Here is a 17,359-nt window from a genome sequence, read left to right on the forward strand (position 1 = left end):
CCTTAAAACCACAAAAGATGAATCTTATAGAAAATATTAAAAATTACTTTAACTCTAAAGTTCAAGGAAATACTTCTACAAAAGCACCTATTGGAATTTGCCCTAATTGTTGGGGAAAGCAAGAGTGGGAAGGAGAATTTTACAAACAAAATAAAGGAAATAAATTGGTTGGAAACGACCAAACTTATAACAACTTTATCAATAAAATTGTAGAAAGTAACATTACAGGTATTGTTATCAATAAAGACACCTATCAATGTGAAACTTGTAAAGTAGGCTACAAATAATAGCTTATATATTCGGTTCTTTTAAATCTAATCCATTTTTTATGATTCCTAAAATATGGATTTCCCTAAAATTGTTAAATTTTTAGCAAAAGAGTTAAAAGAATCTGATTTAAGGACAATTTGATTAACATTTGCAAGTTACATTTGCACAACTAAAATTGTCTAACACAGTGTCAAAAAAAGTAAAACATAAGAAATATCGATTTTTAAGAAGGTTTTTACGAATCTTTTTAGGAGGTATACTTTTTATTACTTTGTTGCTACTTTTTGTTAGAAGTCCTTGGGGACAAAGCATTATTGTAGATAAAGCCATAAACTTTGTTACCGACAAAACCAACACAAAAATTACTGTAGACAAGCTTTTTTTAACATTTAAAGGAGGATTGCAATTAGAGGGTTTGTATGTAGAAGATACCAAGGGAGACACCTTAATTTATTCTAAATCTTTAGAAGCAAACCTACTTCTTTGGTCTATGATTAAAGGAGATGCTGTTGGTGTAGATCATTTAAATTGGGACGGATTACGGGCAAATATCAAAAGAAAAGACACCCTTTCTGGCTATAATTTTCAGTTTTTAATTGATGCGTTTGCATCAGAAGATCCTACTCCAGTTGTTGAAGAAACAGTTTCTGAACCTATAGATATTGTTCTTGGAAATCTTGATTTATCAGATATTAATATACTTTTTAAAGATGACGTATTAGGAATTGACAGCCATTTTAAAATTGGAAATCTAACTGCCAATATGGAAAAAGTTGATTTGCAGAAAATGGTTTTTAATGTTGATAAAATTGCTCTTTCTGATACAAACATTAAACTTATTCAGAAACCTGTAGTTTCTGAGACTTCAACTACAGAAACCACGCTACCGCAATTATCCATAAATAAATTCTCTCTAAAAAATATAAAAATAGATTATGAGAATCCACAGGATAAATTAATTGCTGATGTACATATTGATGAATTTTACACAGAAATTCCTGAAATTGATTTGTCTAAAAACAGCATTCATCTTACTACCGTTGAGCTTAAAAATTCTGATATTCTTTTAAAAACAGCTTCAAACAATGCTACAACAACTAATAAGCCCGTTGTAAATAATAATAGCGCTTTTGAATGGCCTAATTTTGATGTGCAAATTACGGATGTAAATTTAGAGAACAACAAGATTCTGTATTTTGTAAATCATGCAAAAGTTGTTAAAAACAAGTTTAATCCGAATGCACTTGTTTTAGACGAATTCACCTTAAAAGCTTCCGATATTTTCTTAAAAGACAAAAAAGCAGGTTTGCAATTAAATACTTTTAATTTTAAAGAAAAATCGGGATTTAGGTTAAAGAAATTTACACTAAACACAGAAATAACAGATACAGAATTAAAAGTCTCTGATCTAAAAATCAACTTAAATAAAAGTACGATTGCTGGTTTTGCAAACGCAAAATACAAGTCTATTTCTCAATTAATTTCATCACCAGAAAACACAAAAATTAACTTAGGCATTCCCAATTTCTCTATTTTTTTAGATGATTTTTTTACGTTTCAACCTAGTTTAAAACAAAATGAGTACGTATCAAAATTAAGTAAAAAAGAGCTTTTCGGGAAAATAAATGTAAACGGAGTTTTAGCTGATTTAAATATTGCTAATACAAATTTAAATTGGGGAACTGCAACTAAAATGTCTTTGGATGGAAACATCAAAAACAGCACAAAACCAGATAAATTACAATTGAACATTGCTAATTTTAAAGCAAAGACAAAACGAAATGATCTGTTACAAATTGTAGATGAAAAAGCATTAGGTATTCATTTACCAGAAGATATTTTAATAACAAGTAGCGCAAAAGGTACTTTAAAAAACATCAGTACAAATACACAAATAACAACATCGCAAGGGATTGCTACTCTTAAAGGAAACTTAAAAAACCAAGCTACAATTAGTTACAATGCAGATTTAAAAATTGATGATTATAATGTTGGAGCTCTTTTAATGAATCCTAATTTTGGAGAATTAAGCATCGCTTTAACATCCACAGGAAGTGGTAAAAACATACAAGATTTAGACGCTACTTTAAATACAACTATTTCTAAATTTCAATTAGAAAAATATCTAATTAAAGATTTACATCTAGAAGGCGATGTGAAAAATGGCAAAGGAAAAATAACATCTACTTATAAAGACGAAAACTTGAATTTAGATCTAAATGCCCTTATAAATTTAGATACTATAAATTCTAAAGCAACCGTAAATCTAAACTTAATTGGTGCCAATTTAGAAGCACTTGGCGTTATGCAACGTAAAGTAAAAACCGGCATGGAGCTTTCTTTAGACTTTGCAGGAAACACTGAAAATTACACAGTAAAAAGCAACATCAAAAACGGAGTTGTGGTCTATAATAATAGAACCTTTTTATTGGGTGATGTAACTGCCAATGCGTTTGTAGACAAAGACACAACAGCGGTTTCTGTTAAAAATAAAATGATTGATTTAAATTTAGAATCTAACACAGATCCACAAACATTTAGTACGGCATTACAGCGTCATGTTTCTAGTTATTTTTATAGAAATGTTACCCTTTCTGATACGATTACAAACCCTGTCAATTTAATTTTAAAAGCTAAAGTTTCACAAACGCCACTTTTAAAAGAGGTGTTTCTTGTCAATTTAAAAGAGTTAGACACTATACATGTTGATGTCAATTTTAAAGAAAAAGAAAGAAAATTGATAGCAAATATTACTGCTCCGCACATTAATTTTAGTGATAATAAATTAGATAGTTTGGCTTTTTCTATGCAAACAGATAAAGAAGATTTCATCTTTAATTTAGGTTTTAAAGAAATCACTGCAGGCCCTTTAAATGTGCCCAAAACAATCATTACAGGTACACAAAAAGACAACGAATTATCCCTTAACTTTTTAGGCTTTTATAAAGGAGAAAAATTGATGAATGTAAACACAACGATTACTGGTAACAGTGATAAATTAAAGTTTACAATAGACCAAGACAGTTTGTTTTTAAATAGTAATACTTGGAAAATTCCTAAAACCAATGCCATCTTTTTTGAAGAAAATAAACTTACATTTTCCGATTTTAAAATTAGCAAAGGCAAGCAATCTATAGAAATTACAGATAAAATTCCGCGGATTACAAAAGATCATATTGCTATCAATTACAAAGATTTTCAAATCAATGAAGTTTTTAATTATTTAAGTCCAGAAAATGAAATTACCACAGGAATTTTAAATGGAGATTTTATTTTAGAACAACCATTTGGAGACACCGGTATTATTGCCAATCTAAATATTAGTGAGCTACAAGTATTAAAAACTGACTTTGGGAAATTAAGTGTTGATGCTAAATCTTTAGAAAACGGAAAGTATGATTTTAATGCCGCTTTAAAAGATGGAAGTATCGATTTAGACTTAAAAGGCGATTATTTGGTAGATAATAACGACGCCAATTTAAATTTAGATTTGTTGATTCATAGTTTTAAAATGAAAGCGTTAAACACCCTTTCATTCGGAGAAATTAAAGAAACTTCGGGTAGTTTTTCTGGCGATTTTAAAGTAACAGGCACAACATCTGATCCTAAATATAATGGGAATTTACTTTTTACAAACGCTGCTTTTAAAGTTGCTAAATTAAACGCCAAATTCAATTTAAAAAATGAAACTTTACAAGTAGATAACAGTGGTTTACACCTATCTAATTTTACCATATTAGATGCAGAAAAAAATTCGCTAGTAGTTTCTGGTGATATAAAAACCAAGAGTTTTATAAACCCTACCTTTAATTTAGACATTAAAGCAAATAAATTTAGAGTGCTAAATGCTACCAAAGAAAACAACGAATCTTTGTACGGAAAAGTTTCTTTTAATGTTGATGCAAAACTAACGGGAGATTTACAAATACCTAAATTAAACGCAAAATTAGTTGTTGATTCAGACACAGATGTTACATACGTTTTGCCTTCTAGCTATACAAATATAGAAGAAAGAGATGGTGTTGTTGCTTTTGTAAATAGAGAAAATCCGGATGCTATTTTAACACAAAAAGAAGAACAAACGGCTACTATTACAGGTTTTGATATAAAAGCATTGCTAAAAATTGATAAAAAAGCAGCCGTAAATATTATCATAGATAAAGAAACGCGCGATAATTTTAAGGTTTCTGGTGATGGTGATTTGATCTTTTTAATGAATCCGAATGGACGCTTGTCTTTAACAGGAGCTTATGAAGTTTCCGAAGGATATTACCAACTGAATTTATACAATGTGGTAGATAGAAAATTTGTATTGGTTCCTGGAAGTAGAATTTCTTGGGCGGGAGATCCTTTTGATGCCAAGTTAGACATCCGTACGTCTTACACCTTAAAAACCTCCGCTTCAGATTTAATGGCTTCGCAAACTTCTGGCGAAGATGCATCAACAAAAAACAAATACAAACAGGTTTTACCTTTTAATGTGTATTTAAATATTGCTGGCGAATTGTTGCAACCAAAAATATCTTTTAATTTAGACATGCCAGAAGAGCAACAAGGTGCAATAAGCGGTCAGGTTTACGAGCGTGTACAACAAATTAATCAACAAGAAGAAGAATTAAATAAACAGGTTTTTTCTTTGTTAGTTTTAAATCGATTTTATCCAGATGCTGGTAGCGATGGTAGTTCTGGTGGGTTTGCAACCATTGCGAGAAACAATTTAAATGATGCTGTTTCTGGGCAATTAAATACTTTTTCTGATAAAATTTTAGGGGGTTCTGGTATCGAATTAGATTTTGGATTAAATAGTTTTACAGATTACCAAGGAGACACACCAACAGATAGAACACAATTGGATGTTGCCGCTCAGAAAAAATTATTTAATGATCGTTTAACGGTAAGAGTTGGTAGCGAAGTAGACATACAAGGTAGTAGCACTACAGAAGAAAAATCTCCTTTAATTGGTAATGTAAGTTTAGAGTATAAAATTACTGAGGATGGTAGATATCGCCTTAGAGGTTTTAGAAAAAGTGAATTTGAAAATGTCATAGACGGACAAATAATTGTAAACGGAATTGCATTGATTTTCACCAAAGAATTCAATGAGTTTCATCAACTTTGGAATTCTATTTTAAGTTCAGAAAAAGACAAAAAGAGCGCACAAGAACAGAAAGACAAAACAAAAACAAGTAATAACGATGATAATTCAGAACCTAAAAAGTAATTAAAATTTGAAAGCATCCTATAAAAAACATTCTTTTATAATTCTACTATTCGTATTTATTTACGGCTGTGGTATTAAAAAATACATTCCAGAAAACAAACGTTTGTACACGGGTGCTTCTATAGAAATTGAAGCAGACTCAACCGTACAAAAAGTAAGTGAATTAAAACAAAGTTTATCTTCTGTATTAAGTCAACAACCCAATACAAAGTTTTTAGGCATACACCTTGGCTTGTATTATTACTATAAAAATCAGCAAGAAAAAACCAACTTTCTAAATAGATGGTTGTATAAAAAAATAGGTCAAAAACCAGTGTATCAATCGGATGTAAATGCCATCGAGAATAAAGAAATTTTAAGAAATAAATTAGAAAATTATGGTTTTTTCTATAGCTCCATTGCGTCTAGTTTTAAAGAAAAGAAAAAGGAAGCTTCTATAGTATATCGTTTAAAAATACCTGCTCCTTATAAAATGGCTACTTACCAAATAGACTCTATGGTTTCGCCTATTTATAAAGACATTAAAAACCTAAGTACAACATCTCCAATTAAAAAAGAGATGCGTTTTAACTTGGAGAATTTAAAACTAGAAAGACTACGATTAGATGCCGAATTAAAGAACAAAGGATATTATAATTTTAATTCGGAGTTTTTATTATTTGAAGCGGATACCAATAGATATAAAAGTAAAAAATTCGATTTATTCTTAAAATTAAAAGCGAACGTACCTAAAAAAGCAACCGTTCCTTATCAAATTAAAAACATCAATGTATATCCGAATTATAATTTAAATGATTCTACAGAAGTAAAAGGCATTCGTTATCAAGATAAAAACTATTATCAAGACACCTTATTTTTTAATCCAAAATATTTAGATGAATTTATTACGTTAAAAGAAGGCGATTTTTTTAATCCATCAACCTCTAAAAACACTGCCAGAAAACTTTCTTCTATTGGTGCATATAAGTTTGTAAACATTCAATATAAAGAAATAAAAGACGCTATTACAGATAGTATCGCTAGTTTAGAAGCCAACATTTTTTTATCACCCTTAACCAAACGCGCCATACGTGCAGAATTACAAGCCGTTACCAAATCTAACAATTTTGCAGGTCCAGAATTATCATTAACATATAGCAATAGAAACTTGTTTAAAGGAGGCGAAACCTTAAACATTAGTACAAATATTGGTTACGAAACTCAAATTTCTAGTGGCAATACGGGGTTAAGTAGTTTAGAATTGGGTCTTAAAGGAGAACTAGTTTTCCCTAGAGTTATCTCCCCTTTTTCTATCAATAAAGATTATTTTGATTATGCCATTCCAAAAACAAAAGTAAGTTTAAGTGCCACCTATTTAAACAGAAGTCAATTATACACATTGCTGTCTGGTACAGCTCTTTTTGGGTATACTTGGAATGCAAATAAATATATTACATACGAGGTAAATCCTATTTCTGTAAATTATACGCGTTTGTCAAATACAACCGCAGCGTTTCAAGAAATTTTAGATAACAACTCTTATTTACAAAGCAGTTTTGATCAGCAATTTATAAGCGGACTTACCTTTTCTTTTACCTACAATGAAATGTTGAATGCCGCCAAAAGCCATCAATTTTATTTACAATCTACCTTAGATGTGGCTGGTAATTCTATTAGTTTGTTTGATAAAAAAACAACAGAAACCAATACCTTTTTAGGATTGGAATATGCACAATATGCAAAAGCGGATGTAGATGTAAGGTATCATTATAATTTTGGTCCAAAAAAAGAACAAACAATTGCTACTAGAATCTTTGCCGGTTATGGTTATGCGTATGGCAATTCTGATGTAATTCCGTTTGTAAAACAATATTATTCTGGTGGTCCATATAGCGTTAGAGCATTTAGTATTCGATCTCTTGGGCCCGGAACTTATAATGACAATGATACAAACACTGCAAGTTCTTTTTTTGATAAAACAGGTAATGTGCGGTTAGAAGCAAATTTAGAATACCGTTTTCCTATTTATTCCTTTCTTAAAGGTGCTGTTTTTGCGGATGCCGGAAATGTATGGAATACCGTTTCTAATTCTGATTTTAATGATAGTGATGGTAATGTTAGAGACAAATTTACGTCCAACTTTATAAATGAATTAGGAATGGGTGCTGGTTTTGGTTTGCGAATAGATGTACAGGGTTTTGTAATTCGTTTCGATTTGGCGGCTCCGTTTCATGATCCTTCTTTAGAAGAAGGAAAACGTTGGGACTTTAGAGCAGATGAACCTGTTTTTAACTTTGCAATTGGTTATTCTTTTTAGAATCATCAAAATAAAAGGATTAAACGTTTTATATTTAGATTTTAATATTAGTTTTTATCAATGAATCACGAACTCAAAGAAATCATCAATCAGGCAGTTATCAATCAACAAAAAGGATTGAAAAATGTATTGGCAACTGTAGTCCATTTAGAAGGTTCTTCTTACAGAAAACCAGGGGTAAGAATGTTAATTTCTGAAGATTTAAACTCTGTTGGTGCCGTTAGTGGTGGTTGTGTAGAAAAAGAAATTATACACAGAGCTAAAAGTGTTTTTGCTGATAACAAACCAAAAATGATTGCCTACGATGGACGATATAAATTAGGCTGCGAAGGGATTTTATATGTTTTAATTGAACCTTTTTTAATTTCTAACGCCTTTATAAATCAGTTTTCTGATGCAAATTCTAAAAGAGAAACCATCAAAATTGAAAGCCATTTTACAAAAGAAAATGAAGCTTTTGGCAACTTTGGTTCTGTAGTTACTTTTAACAATAAAACACAATTTGTATTTTCAGACCACTTTAATTTTCAGCATAAAAAAGAGGCTAACATTTACACTCAAATTTTACAACCCAGTTTTAGGTTGATTATAATTGGTGGTGAGCACGATGCTGTTAAATTATGTAAAGCAGCGGCTACTTTAGGTTGGGAAATAGATGTAATTACCTGCGTAAAAGATAGCAAACAACTAAAAGATTTTCCTGGGGCGCATTCGGTTGTAGGAGATTCTCCAGAAAGTATTCAATTTAAAAACATTGAAGAAAATACTGCCATTGTAATTATGAATCATAGTTATGTACAGGATTTAAAATATGTAGTAAAACTGTCTGAATACACCCCAAAATATATTGGTATTTTAGGTGCACCAAATAGAAGAGAACGTTTATTTAATGAACTTTTTGATTTTGTACCAGATCTTTCAGATGAATTTTTAGACAATATTTACACACCAGCAGGTTTGCATATTGGCGCACAAACTCCAGAAGAAATTGCGGTTTCTATTGTTGCAGAAATTCTATCTGTAATTAGAAAAAAAGAACCCTTTTCTTTAAGAAATCTTACAGGTAAAATAAACAACTAAATTGATGAAAAATATTGCAATTTTAGTGTTAGCTGCAGGAAAATCATCTAGAATGAATGGTATAAAACAGTTAGAAAAAATCAATAATAAAACACTTTTAGAGATAAGTTTAGAGAATATTAAAACTGTTTTTTCTTCAACAATTTATTGTGTTTTAGGTGCAAATGCGGATAAAATAAAATCCGAAATACATACAAACAATATCGAATTTATTAAGAATGATCATTTCGAAAATGGATTGAGTTCTAGCATCGTTGCTGGTATCAATTATTTTAAAAAAAAGAAACATCATTTTGAGGGTGTTTTTATTTTATTAGCAGATCAACCCGCAATTGAAGTTCGGTATTTAGAAGAAATGTTACATTTATTTCAACAAAATAAAGAGGTAATTATCGCTTCCAATTATGGAGAAAAATTAGGGGTTCCGGCTATTTTTCCTGAAAAATATTTTTCCGATTTATTACTGATAAAAGGAGATAAAGGAGCAAAAGACTTCATCAACAGTAGAACAGAAAAAGTGCTATATCCTAAACGAACCACTAACTTCTTAGATATAGATACCAAAGAAGATTTACATCAATATAAAAATTCAATTTTAAAATAGTTATTTTCGTACTTATGAAATTATTCAAATATGCTGTCTTCACGTTACTTTTTTTATTGATTTCCGCTTGTGCAACCATAAAAAAGCAAATTGCAGAAAATCAACCTAAGGTAATTAAAAAGGATAGTTCTAAAATTGAACATACTTTTTATTTAATTGGAGATGCAGGAAACTCAACATTAGAAGAAGATTCACCTGCTTTAAAATATTTAAAAAAGCATATTAAAAACGCTTCAGAAAAGTCAACTTTACTTTTTTTAGGCGATAACGTGTATGAAACTGGTATTCCTAAAAAATCATCTAAAAACTATCCTTTAGCCAAAAGAAGAATAGAAGCACAAACCAATGTTGCCAAAGAATTTAAAGGAAATGCTATTTTTATTCCTGGTAATCATGATTGGTATCATGGTTTAGATGGTCTAAAAAGAGAAGAAAAACTAGTTGAAAAAGCATTGGGAAAATCAGCTTTTTTACCGAATAACGGTTGTCCTCTAGAAAAGGTAAATATCACTAAAGATATTGTTTTAATTATAGTAGACACGCATTGGTATTTAACAAATTGGGACAATCACCCAACAATAAATGACGACTGTGAAATTAAAACAAGAACGAAATTCTTTGATGAATTTGAAGGTTTAATAAAAAAAGCAAGAGGAAAAACAACCATTGTAGCGCTGCATCACCCAATGTTTACAAACGGTTCTCATGGAGGAAAATATTCTTTTAAAAGTCATACAAATCCCTTACCCGTTTTAGGTTCTCTTAAAAATTTAATTAGAAAAACATCCGGACTTTCAAATACCGACATTCAAAATAAAAAATACAACGAGCTTAGAAAACGTATTATAACGCTTTCTCAAGAAAATGATAAAACTATTTTTGTTTCTGGTCACGATCATAATTTACAATACATTGTAGAAGACAATCTTCCGCAAATAGTTAGTGGTTCTGGTTCTAAAACAACACCAACAAAATTATCTGGCAATGCTAAATTTACATATGCTGCACAAGGTTTTGCTAAATTAAATATTTACAAAGATGGTTCTTCTAAAGTTCGTTTTTATACTGTAAAAGATGATAAAGTTGTTTATGAAACCAACGTTTTACCTGCAAATGAAAAGAAAAACTACACCACGTTTCCTAAAAGCAACATTACAGAGAAAAAATCTTCTATTTATACCAAAGAAGAAATTGATAAAAGCGGCGTTTATCGTTTTTTATGGGGAAAGCGTTACAGAAAATATTTTGGTACAGAAGTAAATGCACCAACCGTAAATTTAGACACCCTTTTTGGTGGTTTACGACCTGTTAGAAAAGGTGGTGGTCATCAATCTAAATCTTTAAGACTAAAGGATAAAAAAGGAAGAGAATATGTAATGCGTGCCTTGCGTAAAAATGCAGTACAATATTTACAAGCTGTAGCCTTTAAAGACCAATATATAGAAGGCCAATTTAATGATACGGCTACAGAAGATTTATTAAGTGATGTTTTTACAGGCTCACATCCATATGCGCCTTTTACTATTGGTAAATTATCTGATGCTGTTGGCGTTTATCATACAAATCCGGTTTTATACTTCATACCAAAACAAAATAGTTTGGGGAGTTTTAATACTGAATTTGGTGATGAGTTATACATGATTGAAGAACGTGCTTCTTCTGGTCATGGCGACAAAGAAAGCTTTGGTTTTTCTAATGAATTAATTAGTACAGACGATTTACTAAAAAAATTAAATAAAAACGAAAACCATATTTTAGATGAAAAATCTTACATAAGAGCGCGTTTATTTGATATGCTAATTGGAGATTGGGATAGACATGAAGACCAATGGAGATGGGCTGAATTTGAAGAAGGAGAGCAAACTATTTACAGACCCGTGCCTAGAGATAGAGACCAAGCATTTTCTATTTTTGGTGATGGATTTTTGTTGAGTGTTGCTACAAAAATAATACCTACTTTGCGTTTAATGCAATCTTATGAAGAAGAATTAAATAGCCCTAAATGGTTTAATTTAGAGCCTTATCCTTTAGACATGGCATTAATTACCACCGCAAATAAAGCCGATTGGGATGCACAAGTAAAAAGGATAACTACACACCTTACAGATGCAATAATAGACGATGCTTTTACTAATTTTCCTATTGAAGTAAGAGATAAAACAGTAGCTGAAATAAAAACAAAACTACAAGGTAGAAGACGAAATTTACAGAAAATCTCTGATACTTATTTTGATCACATCAATAAGTTTCAGGTAATAAAAGGAACAAATAAAGATGATTGGTTTGATATTGATAGATTGCCTAATGGTAAAACAAAAATTACAGGATATCGCATTATAAAAGGAGAAAAAGGTACTGTTTTTCATGAACGAACGTATCACAAATCTAAAACCAAAGAAATTTGGATTTATGGTTTAGATGATGATGATCATTTTGTAGTGAAAGGAGAAGATAAAAACTTAATTAAGGTTAGAATTATTGGCGGTCAAAACAATGATGTTTACAATATTATAAACGGTAAAAAAGTAAAAATTTACGATTACAAATCGAAGAAAAACACGTTTATCACCAACAAAGGGAATAAAAAACTGACGGACAATTACGAAACAAATATTTATGATTACAAAAAGCTTAAAAACAATCAATTTTTAATATCACCAACTATTGGCTTTAATCCAGATGATGGTGTAAAAATTGGCGTTTCTAATATATATACCGCTTATGGCTTTGAGAGAAACCCATTTACATCTCAACACACACTAAATGCTGCATTCTATTTTGCAACAAGCGGTTTTGAATTGAATTACTCGAGCGAGTTTGCAAACGTTTTTAAGAATTGGAATCTTGGTATAAATGCACGCTTTACGAGTCCTAATTTTGCAATGAATTATTTTGGAATTGGAAACAATACCATAAACCCAAATGCAAAACATGAAGAAGAAGAGGAAGAATACAATAGAGTTAGAATAAGAGAAATTACGGCAGGTTCTTTTATTCATTGGAAAGGAGATTTGGGAGCCAAAATTAAAGTTGGTGTAAACTTGCAAAACTATAAAGTAGAAAAAACAGCCTATAGATTTATAATTAAGGAATTTGATACCGATAATGATATTTTTAAAAACCAACAATTTATAAATACCGAGGCAAGTTATCTTTTTGAAAATGCAGATAACAATGCCTACCCAACGATGGGGATGAAAACATCTTTAAAAGTAGGTTATACTTCTAACTTAAATAATAACAATAACTTTGGGTATTTAGTTCCTGCTGTTTCTTTTGATCACAAATTAGTTTCTAGCGGAAAATTAGTATTTGCTACCAAAGCAAAAAGTCATTTTAATTTTGGAGATTCTTATGAGTTTTATCAAGCAGCAAGTATTGGTGGTAATGATGGTTTAAGAGGATTTAGAAACCAACGATTTACGGGTAAAAATTCGTTTTATCAATCTACAGATGTCCGTTTACTTTTAAACAAAGTTAAAACAAGTTTAGCACCTTTAAATATTGGTATTTATAGTGGTTTTGATTACGGTAGAATTTGGGGACAACAAAACAATACAACAAACCTAGAGCGTAATAAAGATTGGAATACTTCTTACGGAGGTGGTGTTTTCTTTAATGCTGCAAACATGTTAGTAGCAAATATTGCTGCATTTAATAGTGATGATGGCTTTAGAGTAACCGTTAATTTAGGATTCAATTTTTAACAAACTATGGATAAAATAGCATTAATTTCAGGAGCCTTTTTTGGGCTAACAGCCGTAATTTTTGGTGCATTTGGCGCACACCTTTTAAAGAAAAAATTAAATACAGAGCAATTACAAAGTTTTGAAACAGGTGTAAAATATCAAATGTATCATGCCATTGTTTTACTTGTTTTAGGTTTTCAATTAAACAAACAACTCACTTTAGACAACTACATTGTTTACTTCTTTATCATTGGAATCCTTTTATTTTCATTTTCTATTTATGGACTCGTTCTTTCATCTGCCAATAATAAAAAGCTGAAATTTTTAGGCCCAATTACTCCTTTAGGTGGTTTGTGTTTAGTATTGGCTTGGGGATTGTTAATTTATAGATTTAGAGGTCAGTAGTTAGCTACATATAATTTGTTTGTGGCTAACTTTTTCTTTTTTGACCATTTTAGTTATAAGATTATTGAATATTGTTGCTTTGCTTTGTGAACGGTTAATTCTAAAACAAAATTCATTAAAATATCTATTTATATTAGAATTACTTACCCAAGAATACGTTGTTCTTATCCATGATTTTACTTGATGAATCATAGTGTGAAGAGCTTTAAAATTCATACCATTATTACTTTCAATCTGTGTAATATCATAAACTTTTGCAATTGGTCTGTAACCTCTCCATTTATCGGTTATCACTTTAGCATCTCTGCTAATATGATTCACAAAAATATATTGAAGCGAACTTGCTGAAAAATCTTCGATTCTCATAGCATACATTCTTTTTACTTTTCCATCATCAGTTAACTCAACAGCAGTAATGGCCTTCTTTTTCTTTACGTTATAACTTCTGCCAACTTTCTCTTTTTCGCGTCCGCCAAGTACAAATTCATCAACATGAACAGTACCTGTCATGGGATTATTCCCACTGCTTTCCATAGCTTCTCTAATTTTAAGCATAAATAAACGAGCTGTCTTTTCAGTAACACTAAAACGAACTGAAACATAGCTTGCTGAAAGACTTTTAGTGCTTGTACTCATTTCAAAAACAATAAAAAATGCCTTTCTAATACCAAATTTTACTTTGTGAAAAAGTGTGTTTGATGTTGCTGATTCTTGATGAGAACAAATATTACAAGTACGTGAGAAATCTTTTCTTATCTGAGCTTTTTTATGGCTACATTTTACACATTGAAAACCATCTTTCCATTTAATATCTGCTAGATATTTCTTACAATCTAGGTCAGTCTTAAAACGGTCAGCAAACTCTAGAAGGTTTTGTCCCTTAAAAATATTCATTTAATTACTATATTTATTGACTTCTAAGATATGAATTTAAATACTGACCTCTATATAGATTTATATAAGCAATAAAAAAATAGCTGTAAACCTATTTATTTTCAGCTATTTTTATAAATTGATTACCTATAAAATTAAAATACAAACAGAAGAAAAAATATAGAACTATATAGAAAAAAGAGTAATAATTCTAACCTATAATATTTTAGATATTTCATCTTAAATAATTAAAGTACAGTAGATAGTTTTATTGTTTTTCCGCACTGTTTAGAAGTTATTTTAAAAATAACTTTACCTTTTTTTCCTTTACTAGCCCAACAAACTTCTTTACCAACATTGCAACCAACACTTGTACTAGAACCTTTGTTTAAAGACACAAAACCAGTACCTGTATAAATACTTACTTTGTTTTTTGTATCATTTATCAATTTAAAACTACTACCAATTACAACCTCTATTTTAGGTTGGTTTTCTTTTGAATTCATCTTGGTTTCCGTAAAAAATAAGAAGGAAAAAAGACTAAATGCTAAAACGAATACTTTCATAACTTTTATTTTTTTTATTATACCCTAAATATAATAGTATCAACAAAAAGATAAAGTAAACTATTTCCGAAAGGTAGTTTTTACCTTCTGAAATACAAATAACATTACAATTTCAACTCATAAAAATTTCCACCAACGCCATGTGCTTTTTCATCAGTAATTAACAAGGTGTTATTATTTTTAAAAGTAATTCCTTCTTTCTGAGAAGCATAATTTAAAGGAATCTTAGTTAATTTTCCTGATAAAAAATCATCGTTTTTATACTCAGAAAAAAGAAGAACATAAGAGGGCGATAATAAAGCTACTTTGCTCCCATCATTAGAAATATCTGCAGAAGTTATCCAACAATCCATCTCATCACAACTATTAAAATCAGAGATAAATTGAGCTTCATGTTCTCCTTCCTTGGCAGGAATTTTATATAAAGAAGTTTTTCCGAATTTATTTTTTACTCTACTTTTTGTAAAAACGTAGAGCGAGTTCTTATAGTAAAAGAAAGATTCTGCATCAAAAAAAAGTTGCTTCTTTTTGGGCGGAAATTTTGTTTGATTTGGGTAGTAAAACTTAATCTTCTCTACTTTTACTTTTTTACCACTTGTTAAATCTTCATGATTTACTTTTAGAACAACAAGGTTTTTCCTTTTACTATCATTGTTACCAAAATCACCGATATAAATATTCCCCAGTTCATCAGAAGTTAAATCTTCCCAATCGTTATTTTTTTCTTTTACAGTAAGTTCTTTTTCGATTTTCCCTGTATCAGAAACCCCATAAATTTTAGGCTTATTTCCGCCATCATTCAGCATCCAAATTAGGTTAGAATTGGCAACAACTTCTGTACCCGATACTTCTTCTAAGTCTTTAGATAAATCTGAAATAAGCTTTAAACTGCCAAAATTCTGACAAGAAACAGAGAGTAAGAAACTAAAAACGATAACTATTTTTTTCATAAAGAACCTTTTGTGTGTTAACAAACAAGCCCTTCTAGTTTTAGTAAAACTAGAAGGGACTCATTTTTAATTTTATTTTTATGTACTATGAATTTTATTTCTAAAAAAAGTAAAAGACCTGTTTATTACCAGCCTCCAGAAGCGCCACCTCCACCAAAACTACCGCCACCGAATCCGCCACCAAAGCCACCGCCGCCGAAACTTCCTCCTCCAGAAGAACCTCCAAAACCGCCGCCGCCAAAGCTACCGCCACCTCTACCTGCATTACTTAAAATAATGGCATCGAAAATAGTATCTGCAATAGAACCTCTTCTAAAACCTCTACCACCACTTCCGTTATTTTTATTTCCTCTAGAAATTAAAATAAAAAAGATAATAATGATTATGATAAAAATGATAATTCCAGGATCAAACCCATCAGCTTCTTTTTGGCGAGTTCCTTTAAACTCTCCGTTTAAAGTTTTAAAAATATAATCGGCCCCTTTATCTAAACCACTATAAAAATTCCCCTTTTTAAACTCAGGGATTATAACTCTATCTATAATTCTTTTCGATTGAAAATCGGTTAATAAGTGTTCTGTACCTCTACCTGCTTGAATGGCAATTTTTTTATCATTCTGAGCCAACAATATTAAAACACCATTGTCTTTTGCTGCATCTCCTATCCCCCATTTCTCACCCCAATTTGCGGCTAAATAACTAATATTTTCACCTTCGGTGGATGCAATAATAGCAATTACAATTTGGGTAGAAGTAGTATCTGAATAACGTACTAATTTACTTTCTAAACTCGTTTTTTGATTCGGAGTAAGCAACCCAACATAATCATAAACACTTGTTTGAAATTTAGGTGTTTCTGGAATTTTAAATCCTTGAGAAAAAAGATTTAAGGTGCATAAAAAAGCAAGTAAAGCAAATGCCTTTTTAGTAGAAACTGAAAATCGAAAACTGAAAACTTTTTTTAAATTCATCCTTTAGAAATCTCATTAGAAAGTTCATTTTCATCATCAATTTGCCAAGGAAAATGGGTTTGTAATTCTTCTCCGGCTTTTAAGATTCCGTCTACAAGACCTTGTTTAAAATCTCCATTCTTAAAATGGGTTTGCATCACATCTTTTGTGGTATTCCAAAAACCTGTAGGAACTACTTTATTAATTCCTTTATCACCATAAATAACAAATTTTTTATCTTTTACGGCAACGTAAATCAACACTGCATTATCATCTTTGGTATTGTTCATTTTTAACAGATGAAATACTTCTAACGCTCGTTTATCGTGCTCCATCTCTGTGGAAGCTTCAATATGTACTCTAATTTCGCCAGAAGTATTTTTCTCTGCAACTCTAATCGCAGAAATAATTTCTTGTTCTTCTTCTGGAGAAAGAAATGCTTCTACCTTAGACAT

Annotated in this window: 12 protein-coding genes; 7 read left to right on the plus strand and 5 right to left on the minus strand. The window is 30.5% G+C overall.

The genetic code is table 11. The features are described from left to right. The first annotated feature begins 17 nt into the window (after positions 1–17). The 7 genes from WHD07_RS08660 (at position 18) to WHD07_RS08690 (ending at position 13,565) form a co-directional block, all read left to right on the plus strand. Complete coding sequence (locus tag WHD07_RS08660; protein ID WP_105050149.1) at positions 18–287, plus strand: hypothetical protein; 270 nt, start codon at positions 18–20, stop codon at positions 285–287. Between the two features lie 170 nt (positions 288–457). After that, the gene (locus WHD07_RS08665; RefSeq protein ID WP_343330866.1) at positions 458–5,491 is read left to right on the plus strand and encodes a translocation/assembly module TamB domain-containing protein; all 5,034 of its coding nucleotides are present in this window, start codon (positions 458–460) and stop codon (positions 5,489–5,491) included. Between the two features lie 7 nt (positions 5,492–5,498). Next, complete coding sequence (locus WHD07_RS08670; RefSeq protein WP_343330867.1) at positions 5,499–7,787, plus strand: BamA/TamA family outer membrane protein; 2,289 nt, start codon at positions 5,499–5,501, stop codon at positions 7,785–7,787. Positions 7,788–7,847: 60 nt separating this feature from the next. Further along, positions 7,848–8,867 carry an XdhC family protein gene (locus tag WHD07_RS08675; protein ID WP_343330868.1) on the plus strand — a complete coding sequence of 340 codons (1,020 nt, stop codon included), beginning with the start codon at positions 7,848–7,850 and terminating at the stop codon, positions 8,865–8,867. A 4-nt stretch (positions 8,868–8,871) separates the two neighbouring features. After that, positions 8,872–9,471, plus strand: a complete 600-nt coding sequence (locus WHD07_RS08680) for a nucleotidyltransferase family protein (RefSeq protein WP_343330869.1) — start codon at positions 8,872–8,874, stop codon at positions 9,469–9,471. A gap of 14 nt (positions 9,472–9,485) precedes the next feature. Continuing rightward, on the plus strand, positions 9,486–13,178 hold the full coding sequence (locus tag WHD07_RS08685) for a metallophosphoesterase (RefSeq protein ID WP_343330870.1): 3,693 nt from the start codon (positions 9,486–9,488) through the stop codon (positions 13,176–13,178). Between the two features lie 6 nt (positions 13,179–13,184). Further along, positions 13,185–13,565, plus strand: a complete 381-nt coding sequence (locus WHD07_RS08690) for a DUF423 domain-containing protein (RefSeq protein WP_343330871.1) — start codon at positions 13,185–13,187, stop codon at positions 13,563–13,565. Here WHD07_RS08690 and WHD07_RS08695 read toward each other — a convergent pair whose 3' ends face one another. From WHD07_RS08695 to WHD07_RS08715, 5 genes are all read right to left on the minus strand, one after another. Beyond that, positions 13,566–14,459 (minus strand): IS1595 family transposase, encoded by an 894-nt coding sequence (locus WHD07_RS08695; RefSeq protein WP_343328482.1) that lies wholly within the window; start codon positions 14,457–14,459, stop codon positions 13,566–13,568. 227 nt (positions 14,460–14,686) lie between these two features. Then, positions 14,687–14,944 carry a hypothetical protein gene (locus tag WHD07_RS08700; RefSeq protein ID WP_343330872.1) on the minus strand — a complete coding sequence of 86 codons (258 nt, stop codon included), beginning with the start codon at positions 14,942–14,944 and terminating at the stop codon, positions 14,687–14,689. 164 nt (positions 14,945–15,108) lie between these two features. Continuing rightward, positions 15,109–15,954 (minus strand): hypothetical protein, encoded by an 846-nt coding sequence (locus tag WHD07_RS08705; RefSeq protein WP_343330873.1) that lies wholly within the window; start codon positions 15,952–15,954, stop codon positions 15,109–15,111. Positions 15,955–16,079: 125 nt separating this feature from the next. Then, positions 16,080–16,925: a TPM domain-containing protein gene (locus WHD07_RS08710; RefSeq protein ID WP_343330874.1), complete on the minus strand. Its 846-nt coding sequence runs from the start codon at positions 16,923–16,925 to the stop codon at positions 16,080–16,082. Continuing rightward, entirely contained in the window at positions 16,922–17,359 is a 438-nt protein-coding gene (locus WHD07_RS08715) for a TPM domain-containing protein (protein WP_343330875.1), read from the minus strand. The genes WHD07_RS08710 and WHD07_RS08715 overlap by 4 nt, the downstream gene beginning before the upstream one ends.

The organism is Polaribacter staleyi (assembly GCF_038024045.1).
Classification (GTDB): domain Bacteria; phylum Bacteroidota; class Bacteroidia; order Flavobacteriales; family Flavobacteriaceae; genus Polaribacter; species Polaribacter butkevichii.